Source organism: Rhizobium freirei PRF 81, assembly GCF_000359745.1.
GTDB lineage: Bacteria > Pseudomonadota > Alphaproteobacteria > Rhizobiales > Rhizobiaceae > Rhizobium > Rhizobium freirei.
Genome location: NZ_AQHN01000088.1, coordinates 111,288 through 130,357 on the forward strand (window position 1 = coordinate 111,288; position 19,070 = coordinate 130,357).

Genomic DNA, 19,070 nt, shown 5'->3' on the forward strand with positions numbered 1-19,070 from the left:
GATGACAGTACTCGAACGATCCGGCGGCAAGCTTGTCGCCCCCGCAGGCGTCAGCGGCAAAGAGCAAAAGGTCCTGCGCGCGGGTTTCATTCCGCTCGTCGATGCGTCGGTCCTTATTGCCGCGGCCGAGTTTGGCTTCGCCGCAAAGGAGGGGCTGACGCTCGAGCTGGTCAAGGACGTTTCCTGGGCCAATGTGCGCGACAGGCTGGCTTTTCGCCAATTCGACATCGCCCACATGCTGTCGCCGATGCCGGTGGCTTCCATGCTTGGCCTCGGCTCCAATCCTTCGTCGACGATAACGCCCTTTTCGCTTGGTCGCGGCGGTAGTGCGATCACCCTTTCGGTGCGGCTGTTCGACCGCATGCGCGACTATGCAGGCGTTGCGGAAAAGGCCGGTGCGCTCGAAAACTCCAAAGCCCTGGCGAAGGCGCTTGCACATATGAGAGAGCGTGGCGAAACGCCGCCGACTTTTGGCATGACCTATCCGTTTTCCTCGCACAATTACGAGTTTCGCTATTGGCTTGCGGCAGGCGGGATCGATCCCGACCGCGACGTGAAGCTCGTTGTCGTGCCGCCGCCCCTGACGTCCGATGCGCTCGCAGCCGGTGCCATCGATGGCTTCTGCGTCGGAGCGCCCTGGAACATGGTCGCATCCGAACGCGGCGTCGGCCGCATCGTCGCCGCCAAGCAGGACATATGGCCCTCGGCGCCGGAAAAGGTGATCGGCATACGCCCCGAATGGGCCGAAAGCCATCCCGAAACTGTTTCGCGGCTCATCGTCGCGCTGGACGCGGCAGCGCGCTGGTGCGACCGAGCGGAAAATCATGACGCGCTGGCCGAAGCGCTCGCCGATCAGCGCTATATCGCAGCCCCGGCCCACATCATCCGCCATGTCCTTGCGGGGGAATTCAACCTCGACGCCAAGGGCAATCGGCGTGTGATCGACCGATATTTCTCCTTTCATGGCGGCTTTGCCAACTATCCGCGACCGAGCCAGGCCCTGTGGATCTTCAGTCAGATGGTTCGCTGGGGGCAAGTCGCCCTGTCCGAGCGGAACATGAAATTGGCAGCCGATGCCTATCGTCCGGACCTCTACCGGCTGGCGCTCGGCAACGATGTCTCGCCTGACGATGCCGATATCCGCTGGGAGGGCGATACGGACGGTGATCGCTTTATGGACGGTCACGTTTTCGACCCCGCCAATATGGCCGACTACATCGATGGATTCGCGGTGAAGACGGCGAACGCGGCGCAGCTTTCGGCCGAGGATATCTAGCGCCGGCTACGCTGCACTGCACAGAATAAGCGCAGGATTAACGGCCCACTGAGCGGCATTCGCCCAAAATGTTAGCAGCTGCAGCATCCGCATATAAAACGGGCAAATGCAGCTCTCTTTAAAATAATTCAGTTCTTTCATTGAATTAGCAGCAATCCGAAAAACTGGCACAGGGATTGCTTTATTAATTTTGCTTCGATCAACGGCGATCAAGGCACGCAATGCGCGGAAAACGCGCTTGCAAAGACATCGACGTCGCAAGGTTCTTGCCCCGGGGACTCTCTTCCTGTCCTGGGCCGCATCGACCGAGCGGCGTTTTTTTATGTCCGAAATTCCATCCGCCCGAAAAAAGGGGAGCTTGCAAGTGAAGAAAATCCTGTCCGGTGGCGTGACACGCCGCAACCTTTTGAAGACGTCCGCCGCAGCGGCTCTGATCGGCGCCGTCAGGACGGCTTTCCCCTCCGGCGCCTTTGCGGCCGCGGCCGGGCCGGAAGTAGCGGGTGTCAAACTTGGCTACATAGCGCTGACGGATGCCGCGCCATTGATCATCGCGAAGGAAAAAGGTCTGTTCGAGAAGCATGGCCTGCGCGATGTCGATGTGGCCAAACAGGCATCCTGGGGCGCGACACGCGATAATCTCGTGCTCGGCGGGGCGGCGAACGGCATCGATGGTGCCCATGTTCTCTCGCCGCTCCCGTATCTTATGCATACCGGCAAGGTGACCCAGAACAATCAGCCCGTGCCGATGGCGATCCTCGCCCGCCTCAACTACGACAGCCAGGGCATCTCGGTTGCAAAGGAATACGCCGACACCGGCGTCCAGCTCGATGCCTCCAAGCTGAAGGCCGCCTTTGACGCGAAAAGAGCCGCGGGCAAGGAGGTGAAGGCGGCCATGACCTTCCCCGGCGGCACGCATGATCTGTGGATCCGCTATTGGCTTGCCGCCGGCGGTATCGATCCCGACAAGGACGTATCGACCATCGTCGTGCCGCCGCCGCAGATGGTGGCGAACATGAAGGTCGGCAACATGGACGTCTTCTGTGTTGGCGAACCCTGGAACGAACAGCTCGTCAATCAGGGCATCGGTTTTACCGCCTGTACGACTGGCGAAATCTGGAAGGGCCATCCGGAAAAGGCCTTCGGCATGCGCGCCGACTGGATCGACAAGAACCCGAAGGCTGCGAAGGCTCTGCTGATGGCGGTTATGGAAGCCCAGCAATGGTGCGACAGCATGGACAATAAGGAGGAAATGGCCACCATCCTCGGCAAACGGCAATGGTTCAACGTGCCGCCGAAGGACGTGCTCGGCCGTTTGAAGGGCGAGATCAATTACGGCAACGGCCGCGTCGCCAAGGGCACCGATCTCTACATGAAATTCTGGAAGGGCGGCGTGTCCTATCCCTATCAGAGCCATGACGCCTGGTTCATCACCGAGAACATTCGCTGGGGCAAGTTCGCACCCAATACTGATATCAAGACGCTGGTCGGCCAGGTGAACCGTCAGGATATCTGGCGCGATGCTGCCAAGGATCTCGGCGTTGCCGCTTCGGACATTCCTGCATCGACCTCGCGCGGCAAGGAAACCTTCTTCGACGGCAAGGTCTTCGACCCGGAAAACCCCTCTGCCTATCTCGAAAGCCTCTCGATCAAGGTGGCGTCATGATAGCAGAAAAGCCCCTCATCCGGCCTCCTGAGCTTTTGTCGAAGGGCGGCCACCTTCCCCTCGCCTACGGGGAGAAGGGGCAAGAGGCACGCGCAGCCCGCCTCTCATATTCCGCACTCGTCGCACCAGTGAGATGGGCGTCTTGCTCTCCATCCCCCTCTCCCCGTTTCAACGGGGAGAGGGCTGGGGTGAGCGGCCGCTGCACCATCCGCGTCGCGCAAGTTTCAAGGATCTAACGTCATGTCCGCACTCGCTCGCAAACAAACAGTCAATCCGACAGCAACAACGGCATCCAAGAGCCACGTCGTGACCCTCTCAACTCGCCCTGCCCGTCGCATCGATGTCCGTCAAATCGGGCTTGCGGTCCTGCGTAGCGTCCTGCCGCCGCTCGTGGTTCTGGCGCTTATGCTCGGCGTCTGGCAGCTCCTCTGTGAGCAGCCGGGCGCCAGCCTGCCACCGCCTTCGCAGGTCTGGCAAGAAAGCTACGACCTCATCGTCTATCCCTTCTTCTACAACGGTCCACAGGATATCGGGCTCGCCTGGCGCGTGCTCGTGTCGCTGCAGCGCGTCGCCTATGGCTTCGGCCTCGCCGCCGTCGCCGGCGTGCTGATCGGCGCGGTCATCGGGCAATCGGTCTGGGCAATGCGCGGCCTCGATCCGATCTTCCAGGTGCTGCGCACCGTGCCGCCGCTCGCATGGCTGCCACTGTCGCTCGCCGCCTTCCAGAATTCCAGCCCTTCGGCAATCTTCGTGATCTTCATCACCTCGATCTGGCCCGTCATCATCAATACGGCGGTCGGCGTGCGCAACATCCCGCAGGATTATCGCAATGTCGCCAAGGTTCTCCGGCTGAACCAGATCGAATTCTTCTTCCGCATCATGGTGCCGGCTGCCGCTCCGTACATTTTTACCGGACTTCGCATCGGCGCGGGCCTCTCCTGGCTTGCGATCGTTGCCGCCGAGATGCTGACCGGCGGTGTCGGCATCGGCTTCTTCATCTGGGACGCGTGGAACTCCTCGCGCCTGCCCGACATCATCGTGGCGTTGGCCTATATCGGCATCACCGGATTTGTCCTCGACCGTCTGGTCGCAGGCCTTGGTGCCGTCGTGACCCGCGGCATGACGAGCAACTGAGGAGAACAAAATGAGTGCCTATCTGAAGCTCGATCATATCGACAAATATTTCGATCGCGGCGGCCAGCGGGCCGAAGTGCTGAAAGGCATCGAACTCGTCATCGACAAGGGCGAATTCGTCTCGATCATCGGCCATTCCGGCTGCGGCAAGTCCACCCTGCTCAACCTCATTGCCGGTCTTACGCCAGTTTCCGCCGGTGCCGTGCTGCTGGAGAACCGCGAAGTCAACGCGCCGGGTCCGGATCGGGCCGTGGTCTTCCAGAACCATAGCCTGCTGCCCTGGCTCAGCGTCTACGAGAACGTCAATATCGCCGTCACGAAAGTGTTTCGTGGTACGAAGACCAAGGCCGAGCGCCATGACTGGGTCATGCGCAATCTCGATCTCGTGCAGATGGCGCATGCCAAGGACAAGCGGCCTTCGGAAATATCGGGCGGCATGAAACAGCGCGTCGGCATTGCCCGGGCGCTCGCCATGCAGCCGAAAATCCTGTTGCTCGACGAGCCCTTCGGCGCGCTGGACGCCCTCACCCGCGCCCATCTTCAGGATGCCGTCATGGAAATCCATGCCCGGCTCGGCAGTACGATGGTGATGATCACCCACGATGTCGACGAGGCGGTGCTGCTGTCGGACCGCATCGTGATGATGACCAACGGCCCGGCCGCCCATATCGGCGATATCCTTGAAGTGCCGATCGCGCGGCCGCGCAACCGCATCGAGCTTGCGTCCGACAGAACCTACCTCAAATGCCGCGAGGCCGTGCTGAAGTTCCTCTACGAACGCCACCGCTTCGTCGAAGCCGCGGAGTGATATCATGACCCAAAAACTTGTCATCATCGGCAATGGCATGGCGCCTGGGCGCATGCTGGAGCATCTTCTGGAAAAGGCGCCCGGCCTCTATCAGGTCACGATCTTCAACGCCGAACCGCGCGTCAATTACGACCGCATCATGCTGTCGCCGGTGCTATCAGGCGAGAAGGATTACGAGCAGATCATCATTCATGGCGATGGCTGGTACATCAAGCACGGCATCACCCTCTACAAGGGCCACAAGATCGTCGCCATCGACCGGGCGGCAAAGACGGTCACCTCGGACCATGGCGTCACCGAGAGCTACGACAAGCTTGTCATCGCCACCGGCTCCGTTCCCTTCATCATTCCCGTTCCGGGCAAGGAGCTGCCTGGTGTTCTGACCTATCGCGATCTCGACGACGTACAGGCGATGCTGCTGGCTGCACAGTCACGCGCCAAGGCCATCGTCATCGGCGGCGGCCTTCTGGGTCTGGAAGCGGCGGCCGGCCTCAATTTGCGCGGCATGGATGTTACCGTTCTGCATGTGCAGCCGACATTGATGGAACGCCAGCTCGATCCGGCTGCCGGCTATCTGCTGCAAAAGGCGGTCGAGGAACGTGGCATCAAGGTCATCACCAAGGCCAACACCAAGGCGATTGTCGGCAACGGCAAGGTCGAAGGAATCGAGCTTGACGATGGCCGCGTGATCCCCGCCACGCTCGTCGTCATGGCCGTCGGCATTCGCCCCAATATCGGCCTTGCCAGGGAGGCGGGCATCGCCGTCAACCGCGGCATCGTCGTCGATGACGGCATGCAGACCTCGGACGGCTCGATCATGGCGCTTGGCGAATGCGCCGAAGTCGGCGGCATGATCTACGGCCTTGTCGCGCCGCTTTACGAGATGGCGCGCGTCGCCGCCGCGCATCTTGCCGGCGACGCAAGCGCCGCCTTCGTGCACTCCGACACGCCGACGAAGCTGAAGGTCACCGGTATCGATCTGTTTTCGCTCGGCGACTTCGCCGATGGCGACGACCGCGAGGAGATCGTCCTGCGCGATGCGGCAGCCGGGGTCTACAAGCGCCTGGTGCTGAAGGACAACAAGATCATCGGCACCGTGCTTTACGGCGAGACGGCCGACGGCGCCTGGTTCAACGATCTGAAGAAGAAGGCGACCGACATCTCCGAGATGCGCGAAACCCTGATCTTCGGCCAGGCCTATCAGGGAGGGTCGCCGCTGGACCCTATGGCGGCCGTTGCAGCCTTGCCGGATGATGCGGAAATCTGCGGCTGCAACGGCGTCTGCAAGGGCAAGATCACCTCGACCATCACTGCCAAGGGCCTGACCTCGCTCGACGACGTGCGTGCCCACACGAAGGCTTCGGCCTCCTGCGGCTCCTGCACCGGCCTTGTCGAACAGCTGATGTCGATCACGCTGGGCGACAGCTATAATCCGGCCGCCGTCCAGCCGATGTGCACCTGCACCGAGCTCGGCCATGACGATGTCCGAAGACTCATAAAGACCAAAGGGTTGAAGAGCATCCCTGCCATCATGCAGGAGCTTGAATGGAAGACCTCCTGCGGCTGCGCGAAGTGCCGCCCGGCGCTGAACTACTACCTCGTCTGCGACTGGCCGGACGAATATGCCGATGACTACCAGTCGCGCTTCATCAATGAGCGCGTGCATGCCAACATCCAGAAGGACGGCACCTATTCCGTGGTGCCGCGCATGTGGGGTGGCGTTACCAGTTCGAACGAGCTGCGCGCCATTGCCGATGTCGTCGACAAGTTCGAGATCCCGATGGTGAAGGTGACCGGCGGCCAGCGCATCGACCTTCTCGGCGTGCAGAAGGAGGATCTTCCCGCCGTCTGGGCCGACCTCGGCAAGGCCGGCTTCATATCGGGCCAGGCCTATGCCAAGGGCCTGCGTACGGTGAAGACCTGCGTCGGCTCCGACTGGTGCCGCTTTGGTACGCAGGATTCCACCGGCCTCGGCATCCGCATCGAGAAATTCATGTGGGGGTCCTGGACCCCGGCAAAGCTCAAGATGGCCGTCTCCGGCTGTCCGCGCAATTGCGCCGAAGCGACCTGCAAGGACATCGGCGTCATCTGCGTCGACAGCGGCTTCGAAATCCATTTCGCCGGTGCCGCCGGTCTCGACATCAAGGGTACGGAGGTTCTGGGCCTCGTCAGGACCGAGGACGAGGCGCTCGAACATATCGTCGCGCTGACACAGATGTACCGCGAGCAGGCCCGCTATCTCGAACGCATTTATAAATGGGCGAAGCGCATTGGCCTCGACGAGATCCGCCGCCAGATCATGCAGGATCAGGAAAAGCGCAAGGCCTATTACGAGCGCTTCGTCTTCAGCCAGAAATTTGCGCAGGTCGATCCCTGGTCGGAACGCGTCTCCGGCAAGGACAAGCACGAGTTCAAGCCGATGGCGACCGTCGGCTTCCATCAGGCTGCAGAGTGAGGAGATGGATATGACGACCTGGCCAAAGGAAACCTGGCATGCAATCGGCGAGATCTCGGACATTCCGCTGCGCGGCGCCCGCTGCGTGAAAACTCCGCAGGGCAAGATCGCCGTGTTCCGAACGGCTGAAAACGAGGTCTTCGCCATCGAAGATCATTGCCCGCACAAAGGCGGGCCACTCTCCCAGGGCATCGTTCACGGAACGGCCGTGACCTGCCCGCTGCACAACTGGGTGATCTCGCTCGAAACCGGCAAGGCGCTCGGCGCGGACCAGGGCGAAGTGCGGACCATTCCGGTCCGCAACGACAATGGCGCTCTCTTCATCGCGCTTGAAAGCCTGATGATGGCGGCCGAATGATGGAAACCGAGGTCAAGACAACCTGCCCCTATTGCGGCGTCGGTTGTGGCGTCATCGCCAAGGTTGGCGACGACGGCAGGGTCTCCGTCAAAGGCGATCCCGACCACCCCTCCAATTTCGGGCGCCTGTGCTCCAAGGGGTCGGCGCTTGCCGAGACGATCGATCTCGACGGCCGCGTGCTGCATCCGGAAATTGCCGGCCAAATGGCCAGCTGGGACGAGGCACTCGATCTCGTCGCTGAAAAGTTTGCGGATGCGATCGAGAAATACGGGCCGGATGCCGTCGCTTTCTATGTCTCCGGGCAGTTGCTGACCGAGGATTACTACGTCGCCAACAAGCTGATGAAGGGTTTTATCGGCTCGGGTAATATCGACACCAATTCCAGGCTCTGCATGTCGTCATCCGTTGCCGGCCATCGCCGCGCCTTCGGTTCGGATACGGTGCCCGGCACCTATGAGGATCTGGAACTCGCCGATCTCGTCGTGCTGGCAGGCGCCAATCTTGCCTGGTGCCATCCGGTGCTCTACCAGCGCATCGCCGCCGCCAAGGCGGCGCGGCCCGGCATGAAGATCGTCGTCATCGACCCACGCCGGACGATGACCTGCGATATTGCCGACCTGCATCTGGCGATCCGGCCGGATGGCGACGTGGCGCTGTTCATGGGTCTTTTCGAGCATCTGATCGCAAGCAATACGATCGACCAGAACTACATCGCCGAACATACCGGCGGCTTTGCCGAGGCTTTCGCCGCCGCCAGCGCCTTGTCGTTCAATCAGGTGCTTGAGCTGACCGGCCTGCCCGCCATGCAGCTTCGCGAGTTCTATCGGCTGTTTGCCACGACCGAAAAGGTCGTCACCTGCTACAGCCAGGGCGTCAACCAATCCTCGTCCGGCACCGACAAGGTGAACGCCATCATCAACTGTCACCTAGCGACCGGCCGTATCGGCCGGTCCGGCATGGGACCGTTTTCGCTGACCGGTCAGCCGAACGCCATGGGTGGCCGCGAGGTCGGCGGCCTTGCCAACATGCTTGCCGCCCATATGGCAATCGAAAGCGCAGGCGACCGAGACCGCGTGCAGCGCTTCTGGCAGTCACCGCGGATTGCCGCAGAGCCAGGATTGAAAGCGGTCGACATGTTCCGCGCCGTCGCCGATGGCCGAATCAAGGCGCTCTGGATCATGGCGACCAACCCGGTCGTTTCCATGCCGGATGCCGACGCGGTCGAGGCCGCCATCAAGGCCTGTCCCTTCGTCGTCGTCTCCGATGTCCTGCGCGAGACGGATACGACGCGGCACGCGCATGTTCTGCTGCCCTCACTTGGCTGGGGAGAAAAGGACGGCACCGTCACCAATTCCGAACGCCGCATTTCCCGCCAGCGTCCCTTCTTCGATGCCCCCGGACGCGCCCGGGCGGATTGGTGGCAAATGGCCGAAGTTGCAAAACGCATGGGTTTCCCAGGCTTCGACTATCTTTCGCCGGCCGACATCTTTGCCGAGCATGCAGCCCTGTCCGCCTTCGAGAATGGCGGCAACCGCGACTTCGATATCGGCGCCTATGAAACGACCGCTACAGCGGAATATGGGGCACTTCAACCTTTCCAATGGCCGCAGCCCGCCGGAGCGACACCAAAGCTGACGCGCTTCTTCGCAGATGGCGGGTTTTATCATCCCGATCGCAAGGCGCGCTTTGTCGCGATCGAGCCTCCGGCAGGCAATCGAACCGATAGCCGTTTTCCTCTGACACTCAATACCGGCCGCATCCGCGATCATTGGCACACCATGACCCGGACCGGCAAAAGCCCGCGGCTTTCCGGCCATATCGCCGAGCCCTTTGCCGAGATCCATCCGCGCGACGCGATCGAGATCGGTGTCGCGGAAGCCAGCCTGGTTGAGATCGAAAGCCCGCATGGCAAGGTGATCGTCCGCGCTTTGGTGACGGAGCGGCAGGCGCGCGGCAGCCTGTTCGTGCCGATGCACTGGAACGACCAGTTCGCGGCCGCAGCGCGGATCGACGCCGTGGTTGCTCCTGTCACGGATCCGCTGTCCGGCCAGCCGGCCTCGAAGAATGTCGCGGTTCGCGCCGGTCGTTTCCGGGCATCGCATTATTGCTTCGCGGTCTCTGCAGCAAAGCCGCGCTATCTCGATAGCCCCTATTGGGCACTCGCCAGGACCAACGGTGGATGGCGGACCGAACTTGCCTTCGATCTGGCGCCGGATAACTGGGTGGGATGGTGCCGCGCGACGTTCGATATCCCCACCGATCTGGAGCCGCTCGGCTATGCCGATCAAGCCTCCGGCGATCTGCGTCTCGCCTTCTTCGATGGGGAGCGGCTGCTTGCGGCTCTGTTCGTCGCCCGACAGCCGGTCGCCGTCGCCCGAAGCTGGGCGATCTCCCAGCTCACCGCCGAACACACCAATCTGCGCAAGCGCTTCGCTCTCGCCGCCGGTCGTCCAGGCGCGGACAAGCCCGATCCCGGCGCCACCGTCTGCTCCTGCTTCGGGGTCGGCGTCAACCAGATCGTCGCGGCCATTCGCGGTGGCTGCCACAGCGTCGAGGCGGTGGGCAAAGAGCTCAAAGCCGGCACCAACTGCGGCTCCTGCCGCGCCGAAATCGGAGGGATCATCGATGGATGTCTTGCAGCTGCCGCGGAGTGACGCACCCACCCGCATCGCGCCGCTTGCCAAATTGCCGGTGTTCTGGGCGCTTGAAGGCAAACGCGTGATCGTCGCTGGCGGCTCGGATGCGGCGGCCTGGAAGGCGGAGCTTCTCGCCGCTTGCGGTGCGCAAGTGCATGTCTATGCAGACGCGCTTTCCGACACGTTCGAAAAGCTGATCCTGCGCGGCGCCGACCATCCGCAAGCCGGCTTCACCCATCACCCACGGGTGTGGAATGAAGCAAGCTTTGCAGGTGCGGCCATCGCCATCGCCGATTGCGAGGAAGACAGCGACGCCCAGGCCTTTTTCGAAGCCGCCTGTATGGCTGGTGTGCCGGTCAATGTCATCGACAAGCCAGCCTTCTGTCAGTTCCAGTTCGGCTCGATCGTCAACCGTTCGCCGGTCATCGTGTCGATTTCGACCGACGGTGCCGCGCCGATCCTCGCTCAAGCGATCCGCCGGCGCATCGAAGCCGTCCTGCCGCAATCGCTGAAAAGCTGGGCCGAGCTTGCCCAGTCGATAAGAGACAAAATCAACAAGTGCCTGCCTCCGGGACCGCAGCGTCGCCTTTTCTGGGAGCGTTTTTGCGACCGCGCATTCGGTCCTGCGCCCGACGAGCGGACAAAAGCCGCCGTCTTGATGGACGCCGCCCGCGTCTCGGCAAAGTCTCCAAGCCGGGGACGAGTAATCCTCGTTGGAGCCGGTTCGGGCGATGCCGAGCTACTGACCCTTAAGGCGATACGGGCGCTCCAGGCGGCCGACGTGATCCTCTTCGACGATCTGGTTTCCACGGATGTCCTGGAGCTTGCCCGGCGTGAAGCCAAGCGCATGCTGGTTGGCAAGCGCGGTGGCCGCACGAGCTGCCGCCAGGAAGACATCAACGACATGATGGTGAAGCTCGCAAAAGCTGGAAAATGCGTGGTGCGGTTGAAATCCGGCGATCCGACGATGCTCGGGTGCGACTTTGAAGGGATCGCCCGCCTCGAGGCGGAGCGCATCCCGGTGGATATCGTGCCGGGCATTGCTTCGGCCACGCAAACTCACCGACACCAAGGCCATCTGGCGATTGCCGCCCGCGCTGCTCAGGCAGCACAATCTGACGCCGCTACGCGCCACCGGGGTGGACATCTAGGATCGGAGATGATGCCCGACCTTGCCCTCCATCAGACTAAAGTCCGATTTATGACAGGACCTTGGTCCTAAGACGCATTCTTTAGTCCTATTGCCATGGATTGCGCCGACCTTTGCGCCAGTTGTTTCCGGCGATGGAAGCGGCGGGATATCAGCCGCTATCGTAACCGATGCGGAGAAGGTCGATGAGCATGAACGGCATCCCTGAACGCGGCACACTTGCCCCGGCATTTGCCAATGCTTTCGCCGACGACGGCATCATCGGTTGCGTCGGCCTCATCGCCAAGGGTGGCAATGACTGTGGAACCTAAGCGAAGTGCGACGGTTGCGGTCGTCGTGCCGATGTACAACGCCGAACGAACGATCGGCGCGACCTTGGCCAGCATCTGCCGACAGACGCATCGGGCGCTTGACATCATCATTGTCGATGATGGTTCATCGGATCGATCGCTATCAATCGCAGCCGAATACGCGACGCAGGATCCGCGGATCCGGATCCTTCGGCAGGCCAACAGCGGCGTTGCCGCGGCGCGCAACACTGGTGCAGCTGCAACCGACGCCGAATTTCTCGCATTTATCGACGCTGACGATCTATGGGCTCCGTCAAAGATAGCCCTTCAATGGCAAGCTCTTGACGAGGGCGGGCCGTCGGTTGGATTGGCCTATTGCTGGTATGCGCTCATCGACGAGCACAGCCGCGTGTTTTCCCTCCATAATCAGCCAGGCCACGAGGGCCATGTGCTGCAGCGCATGTGCAGAAACAATTTCGTCGGCAACGGCAGCTCGATGCTGATGCGTCGCTCCGCGTTCGAAAAAGCCGGGCAGTTCGACCCGTCCTTAAGGGCACGCAATGCCCAGGGCTGCGAGGATCTTCTGATCTGTCTCAGAATTGCGGAGAGCTACGAATTCCGCGTCATACGGCAACACCTGATCGGCTATCGTATGACGAACACCAATATGTCGAGCGACGTCAAGCGGATGCTCGCTTCGTGCGAAATCGTCCTTGCCGAGTATCGTAGAAAATATCCTCAATACGGCAGCGACCTCGACGCCCATTTGGTCGACATGATTCACTGGCTCGTCGTCAGAGCGTTTGTCAGCGGGCGATTTTTCGACGGCTGTGATCTGTTGAGGCGATTTCTAGCACTGGAGCCGCGCCTGGCGATTTCGAGCCTGCCGAACATGCTGGACGTATATTGCCGCGCCAGGCTGGTTCCCGATTGGCTCAAAGCCCGCTTGAGGGGGTTGCAAAGAAACGCCGAACTGCGACCGCTCTATACGGAGACGATCCAGTGACGTCGGGCAATTCTCTCCTCGCGCGTCTGCGGCGGCTTATCCGCTTGGCGGAGGCGCCTACTTGGGCAGGACCAACCATCGTCGGGCTCGGCCTTGCCGCCGCAGTCCTTGAGGGCGCCGGCCTCTTTCTCTTCATTCCCCTCATTCAGAGCCTCGGCGCTGCGACGGCGCAGGAGGGGGAATGGCAGCGAATTTTCAACCAGTTGCTGGCGCCTATTCCGCAGAGCCATTTGACGGCTTTCCTGGTGGGCGTGCTGTGCGTCAGCATCCTCCTCAAGAATGCCGTCCATCTCATCAATACCTGGGTGACCCGGTATGTCGATGGTCTCGTTGCGCATCGGCTGAGAGCAAGGGTCTTCGACCAGACGATCAGCTCGTGCGTCGACTATAGGGTGGAGAACAAGCGCTCGGATATCATTACGACAATTGCCAACAACACCTGGAAGGTCAGTCAGGCCCTGAGCCTCGCCTATCGTTTGATGATCTGCTTCTGCACCTTCATCGTCTTCATGCTGCTGATGCTTCTGATTTCCATCCGGCTGACTTTCTTCTCGATGATGTTCCTGCTCTTCGGGGCCATGGCCATTCGCCTGGCCACGCGCCGCGCAGACGAGACCGGCAAGGCCGTTGTCGAAGAAAACAAGCAGTTCGGCTTGAGGATGTGGGAGAGCATCAACGCGCTGCAATTGATCCGCGCTTTCGCCCAGGAAGACTATGAACGCAATCGCTTCCGGAAGACCTCCGACAATGTGCGGCGACGCCTCCTGAAGCTCGATATGCTGTGGGCAACACCCGGGCCAGTCTCGGAAATCTCGATCACGATTCTCATTGGCGCGCTCGTTCTCGTCGCGCAATCAGTTGGCTTGGGCATTGCAGCGCTGGCCGCGTTTCTCTCGCTGCTATATCGTCTTCAGGGCCCTACCCGTGAGCTGCTGCAATCGAAGATCGCGCTGGACGGGCTCGCCGGCAGCATCGACGACGTCGATGAGTTTCTGCGGACGACGGAGAAGCCTTTCCTCTCGGAGGGCCATGTACAGGCGCCGGCCTTCAGGCAAGCCGTCGAATTCCGCAATGTCTCTTTCCGCTATGCGCCCGGACAACCACTGGCGCTGGAGGGCGTCTCCTTCAGCATTCCCGCCGGCAAGACCACGGCGATCGTCGGCGAGTCGGGGGCCGGAAAATCCACGGTGATGGCGCTGCTCTTTCGCTTCATGGATCCGACGTCCGGTGAGATCGCGGCGGACGGAATGCCTCTTCCCGAATTCGATCTTCGCAGCTGGCGCAAGCGCTTGTCGCTGATGTCGCAGGAGGTCCACCTTTTCAATGACGCGATATCCGCCAACATCGCCTATGGCAATCTGGAGGCCGGGCCGGCCGAGATCCGCAAGGCTGCCGAAATCGCCAGGGCGGACGATTTCATCCGGCTGCTTCCGGATGGCTACGAGACGCGGATCGGCGATCAGGGAATGCGCCTGTCGGGAGGGCAAAGGCAGCGCGTCGCGCTCGCCCGGACGATCCTTCGAAATCCCGATATTCTGCTTCTGGACGAGGCGACGAACGCGCTCGACGCCGAAACCGAACAGGCGTTTCAGCTGGCGCTCGACGAGTACTCGCATAACCGCACCGTTGTCGTGATCGCTCACCGGCTCTCGACCGTTCTCGCGGCCGATCAGATCATCGTGATGACAAAGGGCCGCGTGGTCGAGACCGGTTCGCCGGATGAGCTCTTCAAACGGCAGGGACATTTTTCCAGGCTCCACGAATTTCAGCACGGCCGCCGTGACGGCCGGGAGTTGGGTCATGAGTTACAAGCTAATTGATATCGAGTTGTCGGAGCCCTTGGCGCCGATCGAACTCTCGGCGGAACAGACCGGTGTCGGCCTGGTCGCACGGTGGCAAGGCCGGCTGATTGCATTTGAAATGATCGAGCAGCCAGCCGGATCGACGCTGACGATCGAAAGCCTGAGAACTCTTGCCAACGAGTGCTTTGCGCAACGTATCCTCGTTGCAAAGCTGGAGGAGGAACTGACGGTGCGGTCGCCTGGGCAAGACGCGCCGCTGCCAAGCCTCAGCATCGCCATCTGCACCAAGGATCGTGCACAGCGCCTCTCCCGTTTATTGTGCTCGCTCGACCGGATCCGGACGGACACCGCTTTTCAGTTCGTCGAGATCATCGTTGTCGACAATGCTTCGGTGGATACGGCCACGCGCGAGGCGGTCGAGAGCTTCCGTGATATCCGCTATGTTTTCGAACCGAAGGCTGGGCTTGATTTCGCCCGAAACGCCGCCCTTCACGCGGCCTGGGGCGATATCATCGCCTATCTGGATGATGATGTCGTAGTCGACCGCAACTGGCTTGTAGGCCTTGCCAAGGCGTGCCGCGACAACCCTGGCGTCGGCGGCTTCACAGGCCTTGTGCTGCCGTTTCGTCTCGACACGCAAGCGCAGATCTTCTTCGAGCGACGTGGAGGGTTTGGCCGCGGCTTTGCCCGGAGGGAGTTTCACAAGGCTCGCTTCGACAACCCGCTCCATCCTGTTGGGGCCGGCGTTCTCGGTGCCGGCTGCAACATGGCCTTCGACCGCGCATTGCTGATCGAACTCGGCGGCTTCGATGAGGCGCTCGATACGGGAGCGCCGCTGCCCGGAGGTGGCGATCTCGATATCTTTTACCGCGTTCTACGCTCCGGACGCCCGATGATCTATGAGCCGGAATATGCCGTCTATCACGAGCACCGCGAAACCATTCCGCAGCTCAGGCGGCAATATTGGACCTGGGGCCTCGGCATGATGGCCTTTCTAGTCAAGAGCTATCGCACCGATGACGAGATGCGGGCGCGCCATCGCGCCATGGTCCGCTGGTGGTTCTTCGATCAATTGAAGGCGCTTGCTCGCGCCGCTCGCCGGCTGCGTGGTCATGAGCTGCGTTTCGGCATAGCGGAGCTGTGGGGCGGGATCTACGGCCTTGCCGGCGAATATGATCGCTCATGCGCCCGCATCAGGTCGATCCGGGAGCGCAATTCATGAGGACAGAACGTTTTGAGGTCAGGCATATCGATCTTGCTGATGCCGATAGCGGTAGCCATCGCGCGCCCGCATTGTCGATCTTCTGGTGGAAGGACCTGCCACTGGGAGCACGAGCCTCGCTGGAGGACGAGCTACCCTACGGGACCTCTCAATTGCGCCAGCTTGCTGCCGAATATGCGGCCGCGCAACTGGAAGCGCGCAGCATCGGGCTCGGCGCACCGTTGCGAGCCACCTATGAAGGATGGCCAAAGCCTGCGCTCTCGCTGGAGGCAGCGCTTGAAGCGGAAAATCTGGTAGAGGCGCTCGACGCGATCGCAACTCCATCCTTCGCTCCGGCGCAGGATATCTCCGTCGTCATCTGCACCCGCGATCGCGGTCCGGCTCTGAGCAAATGCCTGAGCAGCCTGGCAGCGCAACGCAGCACGCCCGGTGAGGTCGTCGTCGTTGACAATTCCCAAGACGGGAATGCCAGGGACGTGTGCAGGCAATTCCCCAATTTTCGCTATGTCCATGAGCCCCACGCCGGCTTGAGCCGGGCCCGGAACACCGGCGTTCAAACAAGCCGGTTTGATATCATCGCCTTCACCGACGACGACGTCGAAGCCCATCCAGGCTGGACCGCGGAGATCGCGCGCGCCTTTGCGCAACAGGATGTAGATGCATTCACCGGCCTTGTGCTGCCGGCGCGTCTCGATACGGCGGCGCAATGCTCCTTTCAGTTCACGATGGGCGGGTTTGGTTCGACCTTCGTGCCGCTCACCTTCGACAGGCGCTTCTTTGAGGAGACGCGGCCGAGCGGAGCGCATGTCTGGAAGATCGGCGCCGGTGCCAACATGGCCTTTCGCCGCTCCGTATTCGAACGGGTCGGCCTGTTCGATGAACGCCTTGGCGCGGGTGCTGCTGGATGCTCCGAGGACTCCGAGCTTTGGTACCGGCTGCTTGCGGCCGGCGGCGTGTGCTTCTATGAGCCTCGGGCCGTCGTCTTCCACCACCATCGCAGCGACTGGCCCGGCCTCAGGCGGCAGATCAAAGCCTATATGAAGGGCCATGTCGCGGCTCTGGTGACGCAGCACGATAATTTCGGCGATCGCGGCAACATCGTGCGCATCGGCAAGCAACTGCCGGTCTATTTCGCCAAGACCTTCGTCAAGGCGCTCTTCGAAGGACCTCCGGGCAGGCTCGGAATTTTGGCGGCTGAAGTACAGGGCTGGCTCGCCGGCCTGCAGTTTCTCCTGCGCTTCGGCTGGAGAATGCGGCGAATCCCGATGGGGACTGCCGCAACTGCTGAGAAAGGAATACCACGATGATCAAGAAAGCGGCGCTCCGCCAGTTTCTCTCCGGGAACCCCTATCCGAACGGGCTGACGGACGGTCTGTTCTATCGCGAAAAGATGCGTGCCATCCATCGGGTCGCTCCGGTGGAAACCGGAGGCACCGGACAGGTGCTGGAAATCGGCGGCGGTCGCAGCGGCCTTGCCAGCATCCTCTATCCGCAAGCTGATATCGTCACACTCGACATCGACCCGGAGCTTGGCGACCATCAACCGTCCTGGGCGAAATCGACCTTCATTTGCGGCGACGCCTGTTCGCTGCCAATGGATGACGACAGTTTCGATATCGTCACCATGTTCGACGTTCTGGAGCACATCGAAGACGACCGCCGCGCCGCGCAGGAGGCATTGCGGGTGGTGCGGCCGGGTGGATATGTCCTGATCTCCACCCCTGAGGTCAATTGGCACTACCCCTATTTCAACGTCATGAAACGCCATTGCCCGCATGAAAGCGAGCTGATGCGCGAATGGGGCCATGTCAGGCGGGGATACCGGGACCCGGAACTCGCAGCGCTGTTCGACAGGCGGCCGGAAAAGCGCGCCACCTTCATCAACGCCGCCACGGCATTCTTCCATGACATTTCGTTTTCCCGCATCGGACGCCGTCGTCGCAAGGTGCTCTATGCGCTCGCGGCGCCCGTGACCTTCCTCGGCTATCTGATGCACCGGCCCTCCACCCGCGGTACTGAGACGGCCTTTGCCTGGCGCAAATGACAGGTGACCAGACGTCCAAGGTGATAGCCCTCTTTCCATGGGGAGATGTGATCGAGGAGTTTCTCGAGCCGATCGGACTCGAACTTCAGGATTTCGTCGAGCGGATGACGGGAGGTTGGTTGTTCGGCTATGCGGCTGCGCTGCGTTCGGTGGGCCAAAAGCCGATCATCGTCTGTGCATCCGAGCGGGTGACGAAGATTGAGTGCTACGAGCATTTCGGCACGGGCACGCCGATCTGGATCGCCCCGGCACGGCGGCCCCTGCAAGGCCATTCCCCCGCCGCTTATAGCCTGCGACGCTGGTCTCAAACGCCGCTTTCCGCCTTTCGCGAGATCCTTTCCCGCTCCAAATGTGATCTGCTGCTTGCCCAGGAATATGAATATACGCGCTTCGACGCGCTGGCTTGGCTGGCGCGTGGCTTAAACGTTCCGCTTTACGCCACCTTTCAGGGAGGGGATCGCACGCTGTCGTGGATCGAGGCTGCAGCGAGACAGCTTTCCCTGCGCGCATGCCGCGGCCTGATCGTAGCGTCCTCTGCAGAACGCAGCCGCCTTGCCAGGGCCTATCCGCGCATTGCTCCAGATATTGCGGATATCCCCAATCCGTTGGATACACGGGAATGGCAAGCGATGGATCGCGTGGAGGCGCGAGCCAGCCTCGGCCTGACGCAGGATTGCTTCACCGTCCTCAATCACGGGCGCATCGATATTCGCCGCAAGGGGCTCGATGTTCTGCTGGAGGCTTGGGCGCGCTTCGGCGACGATCCTCTCACCCAACTGGTCATCATTGGCTCCGGCCAGGACAGCCAGGCGTTTGCAAAGCTGCTTCGTGAAAGCGGCCCGTCGAATGTGCGGTGGCTTTCCAGCTATACGACGGATCGGACTTTGATCCGGCGCTGGCTGTCGGCCGCCGACGTCTATGTCACGGCCTCCCGTGTCGAGGGCATGCCGGTCGCGCCATTAGAAGCCATGGCCTGCGGTCTTCCCGTCGTCGCTTCGGATGCACAAGGCTTGCCGGACATTTTGGCCGACGGCGAGGCCTCGGGCGGCCTTATGGTGAGACAGGAGCAGCCGGAGGAAATTGCGCAGGCCCTGGCGAGATTGAGAGCCGATGGAGCCCTTCGGACAAAGCTTGGCGCGGCCGCCCGAAGACGGGTGACGGAAAAATTCTCGATCGAAGCGGTCGGCGCCGCGCTCGATGATTTTCTGACAGCGACAAGCAGGTAA

General features: G+C 61.5%; 15 protein-coding genes. All 15 read left to right on the plus strand.

All coding sequences use genetic code 11. The annotated features are described in order from the left end of the window. Position 1 precedes the first annotated feature (1 nt). The 15 genes from RHSP_RS27520 to RHSP_RS27585 all read left to right on the plus strand — a co-directional run bounded on the left by RHSP_RS27520 (position 2) and on the right by RHSP_RS27585 (position 19,070). Complete coding sequence (locus RHSP_RS27520; RefSeq protein WP_037154841.1) at positions 2-1,276, plus strand: CmpA/NrtA family ABC transporter substrate-binding protein; 1,275 nt, start codon at positions 2-4, stop codon at positions 1,274-1,276. 322 nt (positions 1,277-1,598) lie between these two features. Continuing rightward, entirely contained in the window at positions 1,599-2,939 is a 1,341-nt protein-coding gene (locus RHSP_RS27525; RefSeq protein ID WP_420820111.1) for a CmpA/NrtA family ABC transporter substrate-binding protein, read from the plus strand. A 240-nt stretch (positions 2,940-3,179) separates the two neighbouring features. Continuing rightward, entirely contained in the window at positions 3,180-4,073 is an 894-nt protein-coding gene (ntrB, locus tag RHSP_RS27530) for a nitrate ABC transporter permease (protein WP_004126549.1), read from the plus strand. 10 nt (positions 4,074-4,083) lie between these two features. Beyond that, positions 4,084-4,881, plus strand: coding sequence for an ABC transporter ATP-binding protein (locus tag RHSP_RS27535; RefSeq protein ID WP_004126552.1), 798 nt, complete (start codon positions 4,084-4,086; stop codon positions 4,879-4,881). Positions 4,882-4,885: 4 nt separating this feature from the next. After that, positions 4,886-7,336, plus strand: a complete 2,451-nt coding sequence (gene nirB, locus RHSP_RS27540; RefSeq protein ID WP_004126555.1) for a nitrite reductase large subunit NirB — start codon at positions 4,886-4,888, stop codon at positions 7,334-7,336. A 10-nt stretch (positions 7,337-7,346) separates the two neighbouring features. Then, entirely contained in the window at positions 7,347-7,694 is a 348-nt protein-coding gene (gene nirD / locus RHSP_RS27545; RefSeq protein WP_004126557.1) for a nitrite reductase small subunit NirD, read from the plus strand. Then, complete coding sequence (locus tag RHSP_RS27550; RefSeq protein ID WP_004126560.1) at positions 7,694-10,348, plus strand: nitrate reductase; 2,655 nt, start codon at positions 7,694-7,696, stop codon at positions 10,346-10,348. Before nirD ends, RHSP_RS27550 begins: the two co-directional genes overlap by 1 nt. Continuing rightward, on the plus strand, positions 10,320-11,552 hold the full coding sequence (locus RHSP_RS27555) for an SAM-dependent methyltransferase (RefSeq protein WP_004126561.1): 1,233 nt from the start codon (positions 10,320-10,322) through the stop codon (positions 11,550-11,552). Before RHSP_RS27550 ends, RHSP_RS27555 begins: the two co-directional genes overlap by 29 nt. A 113-nt stretch (positions 11,553-11,665) precedes the next feature. After that, complete coding sequence (locus tag RHSP_RS35920) at positions 11,666-11,791, plus strand: hypothetical protein (protein WP_276307851.1); 126 nt, start codon at positions 11,666-11,668, stop codon at positions 11,789-11,791. Beyond that, positions 11,775-12,776 carry a glycosyltransferase family 2 protein gene (locus RHSP_RS27560; protein WP_037154852.1) on the plus strand — a complete coding sequence of 334 codons (1,002 nt, stop codon included), beginning with the start codon at positions 11,775-11,777 and terminating at the stop codon, positions 12,774-12,776. Before RHSP_RS35920 ends, RHSP_RS27560 begins: the two co-directional genes overlap by 17 nt. Next, positions 12,773-14,596: an ABC transporter ATP-binding protein gene (locus RHSP_RS27565; RefSeq protein WP_004126563.1), complete on the plus strand. Its 1,824-nt coding sequence runs from the start codon at positions 12,773-12,775 to the stop codon at positions 14,594-14,596. The genes RHSP_RS27560 and RHSP_RS27565 overlap by 4 nt, the downstream gene beginning before the upstream one ends. Further along, positions 14,577-15,800, plus strand: a complete 1,224-nt coding sequence (locus tag RHSP_RS27570) for a glycosyltransferase family 2 protein (protein WP_004126564.1) — start codon at positions 14,577-14,579, stop codon at positions 15,798-15,800. The genes RHSP_RS27565 and RHSP_RS27570 overlap by 20 nt, the downstream gene beginning before the upstream one ends. Then, positions 15,797-17,107, plus strand: coding sequence for a glycosyltransferase (locus RHSP_RS27575; protein ID WP_004126565.1), 1,311 nt, complete (start codon positions 15,797-15,799; stop codon positions 17,105-17,107). The genes RHSP_RS27570 and RHSP_RS27575 overlap by 4 nt, the downstream gene beginning before the upstream one ends. Continuing rightward, positions 17,104-17,844 (plus strand): class I SAM-dependent methyltransferase, encoded by a 741-nt coding sequence (locus RHSP_RS27580; protein ID WP_004126567.1) that lies wholly within the window; start codon positions 17,104-17,106, stop codon positions 17,842-17,844. Before RHSP_RS27575 ends, RHSP_RS27580 begins: the two co-directional genes overlap by 4 nt. Beyond that, positions 17,841-19,070, plus strand: coding sequence for a glycosyltransferase family 4 protein (locus RHSP_RS27585; protein ID WP_004126570.1), 1,230 nt, complete (start codon positions 17,841-17,843; stop codon positions 19,068-19,070). Before RHSP_RS27580 ends, RHSP_RS27585 begins: the two co-directional genes overlap by 4 nt.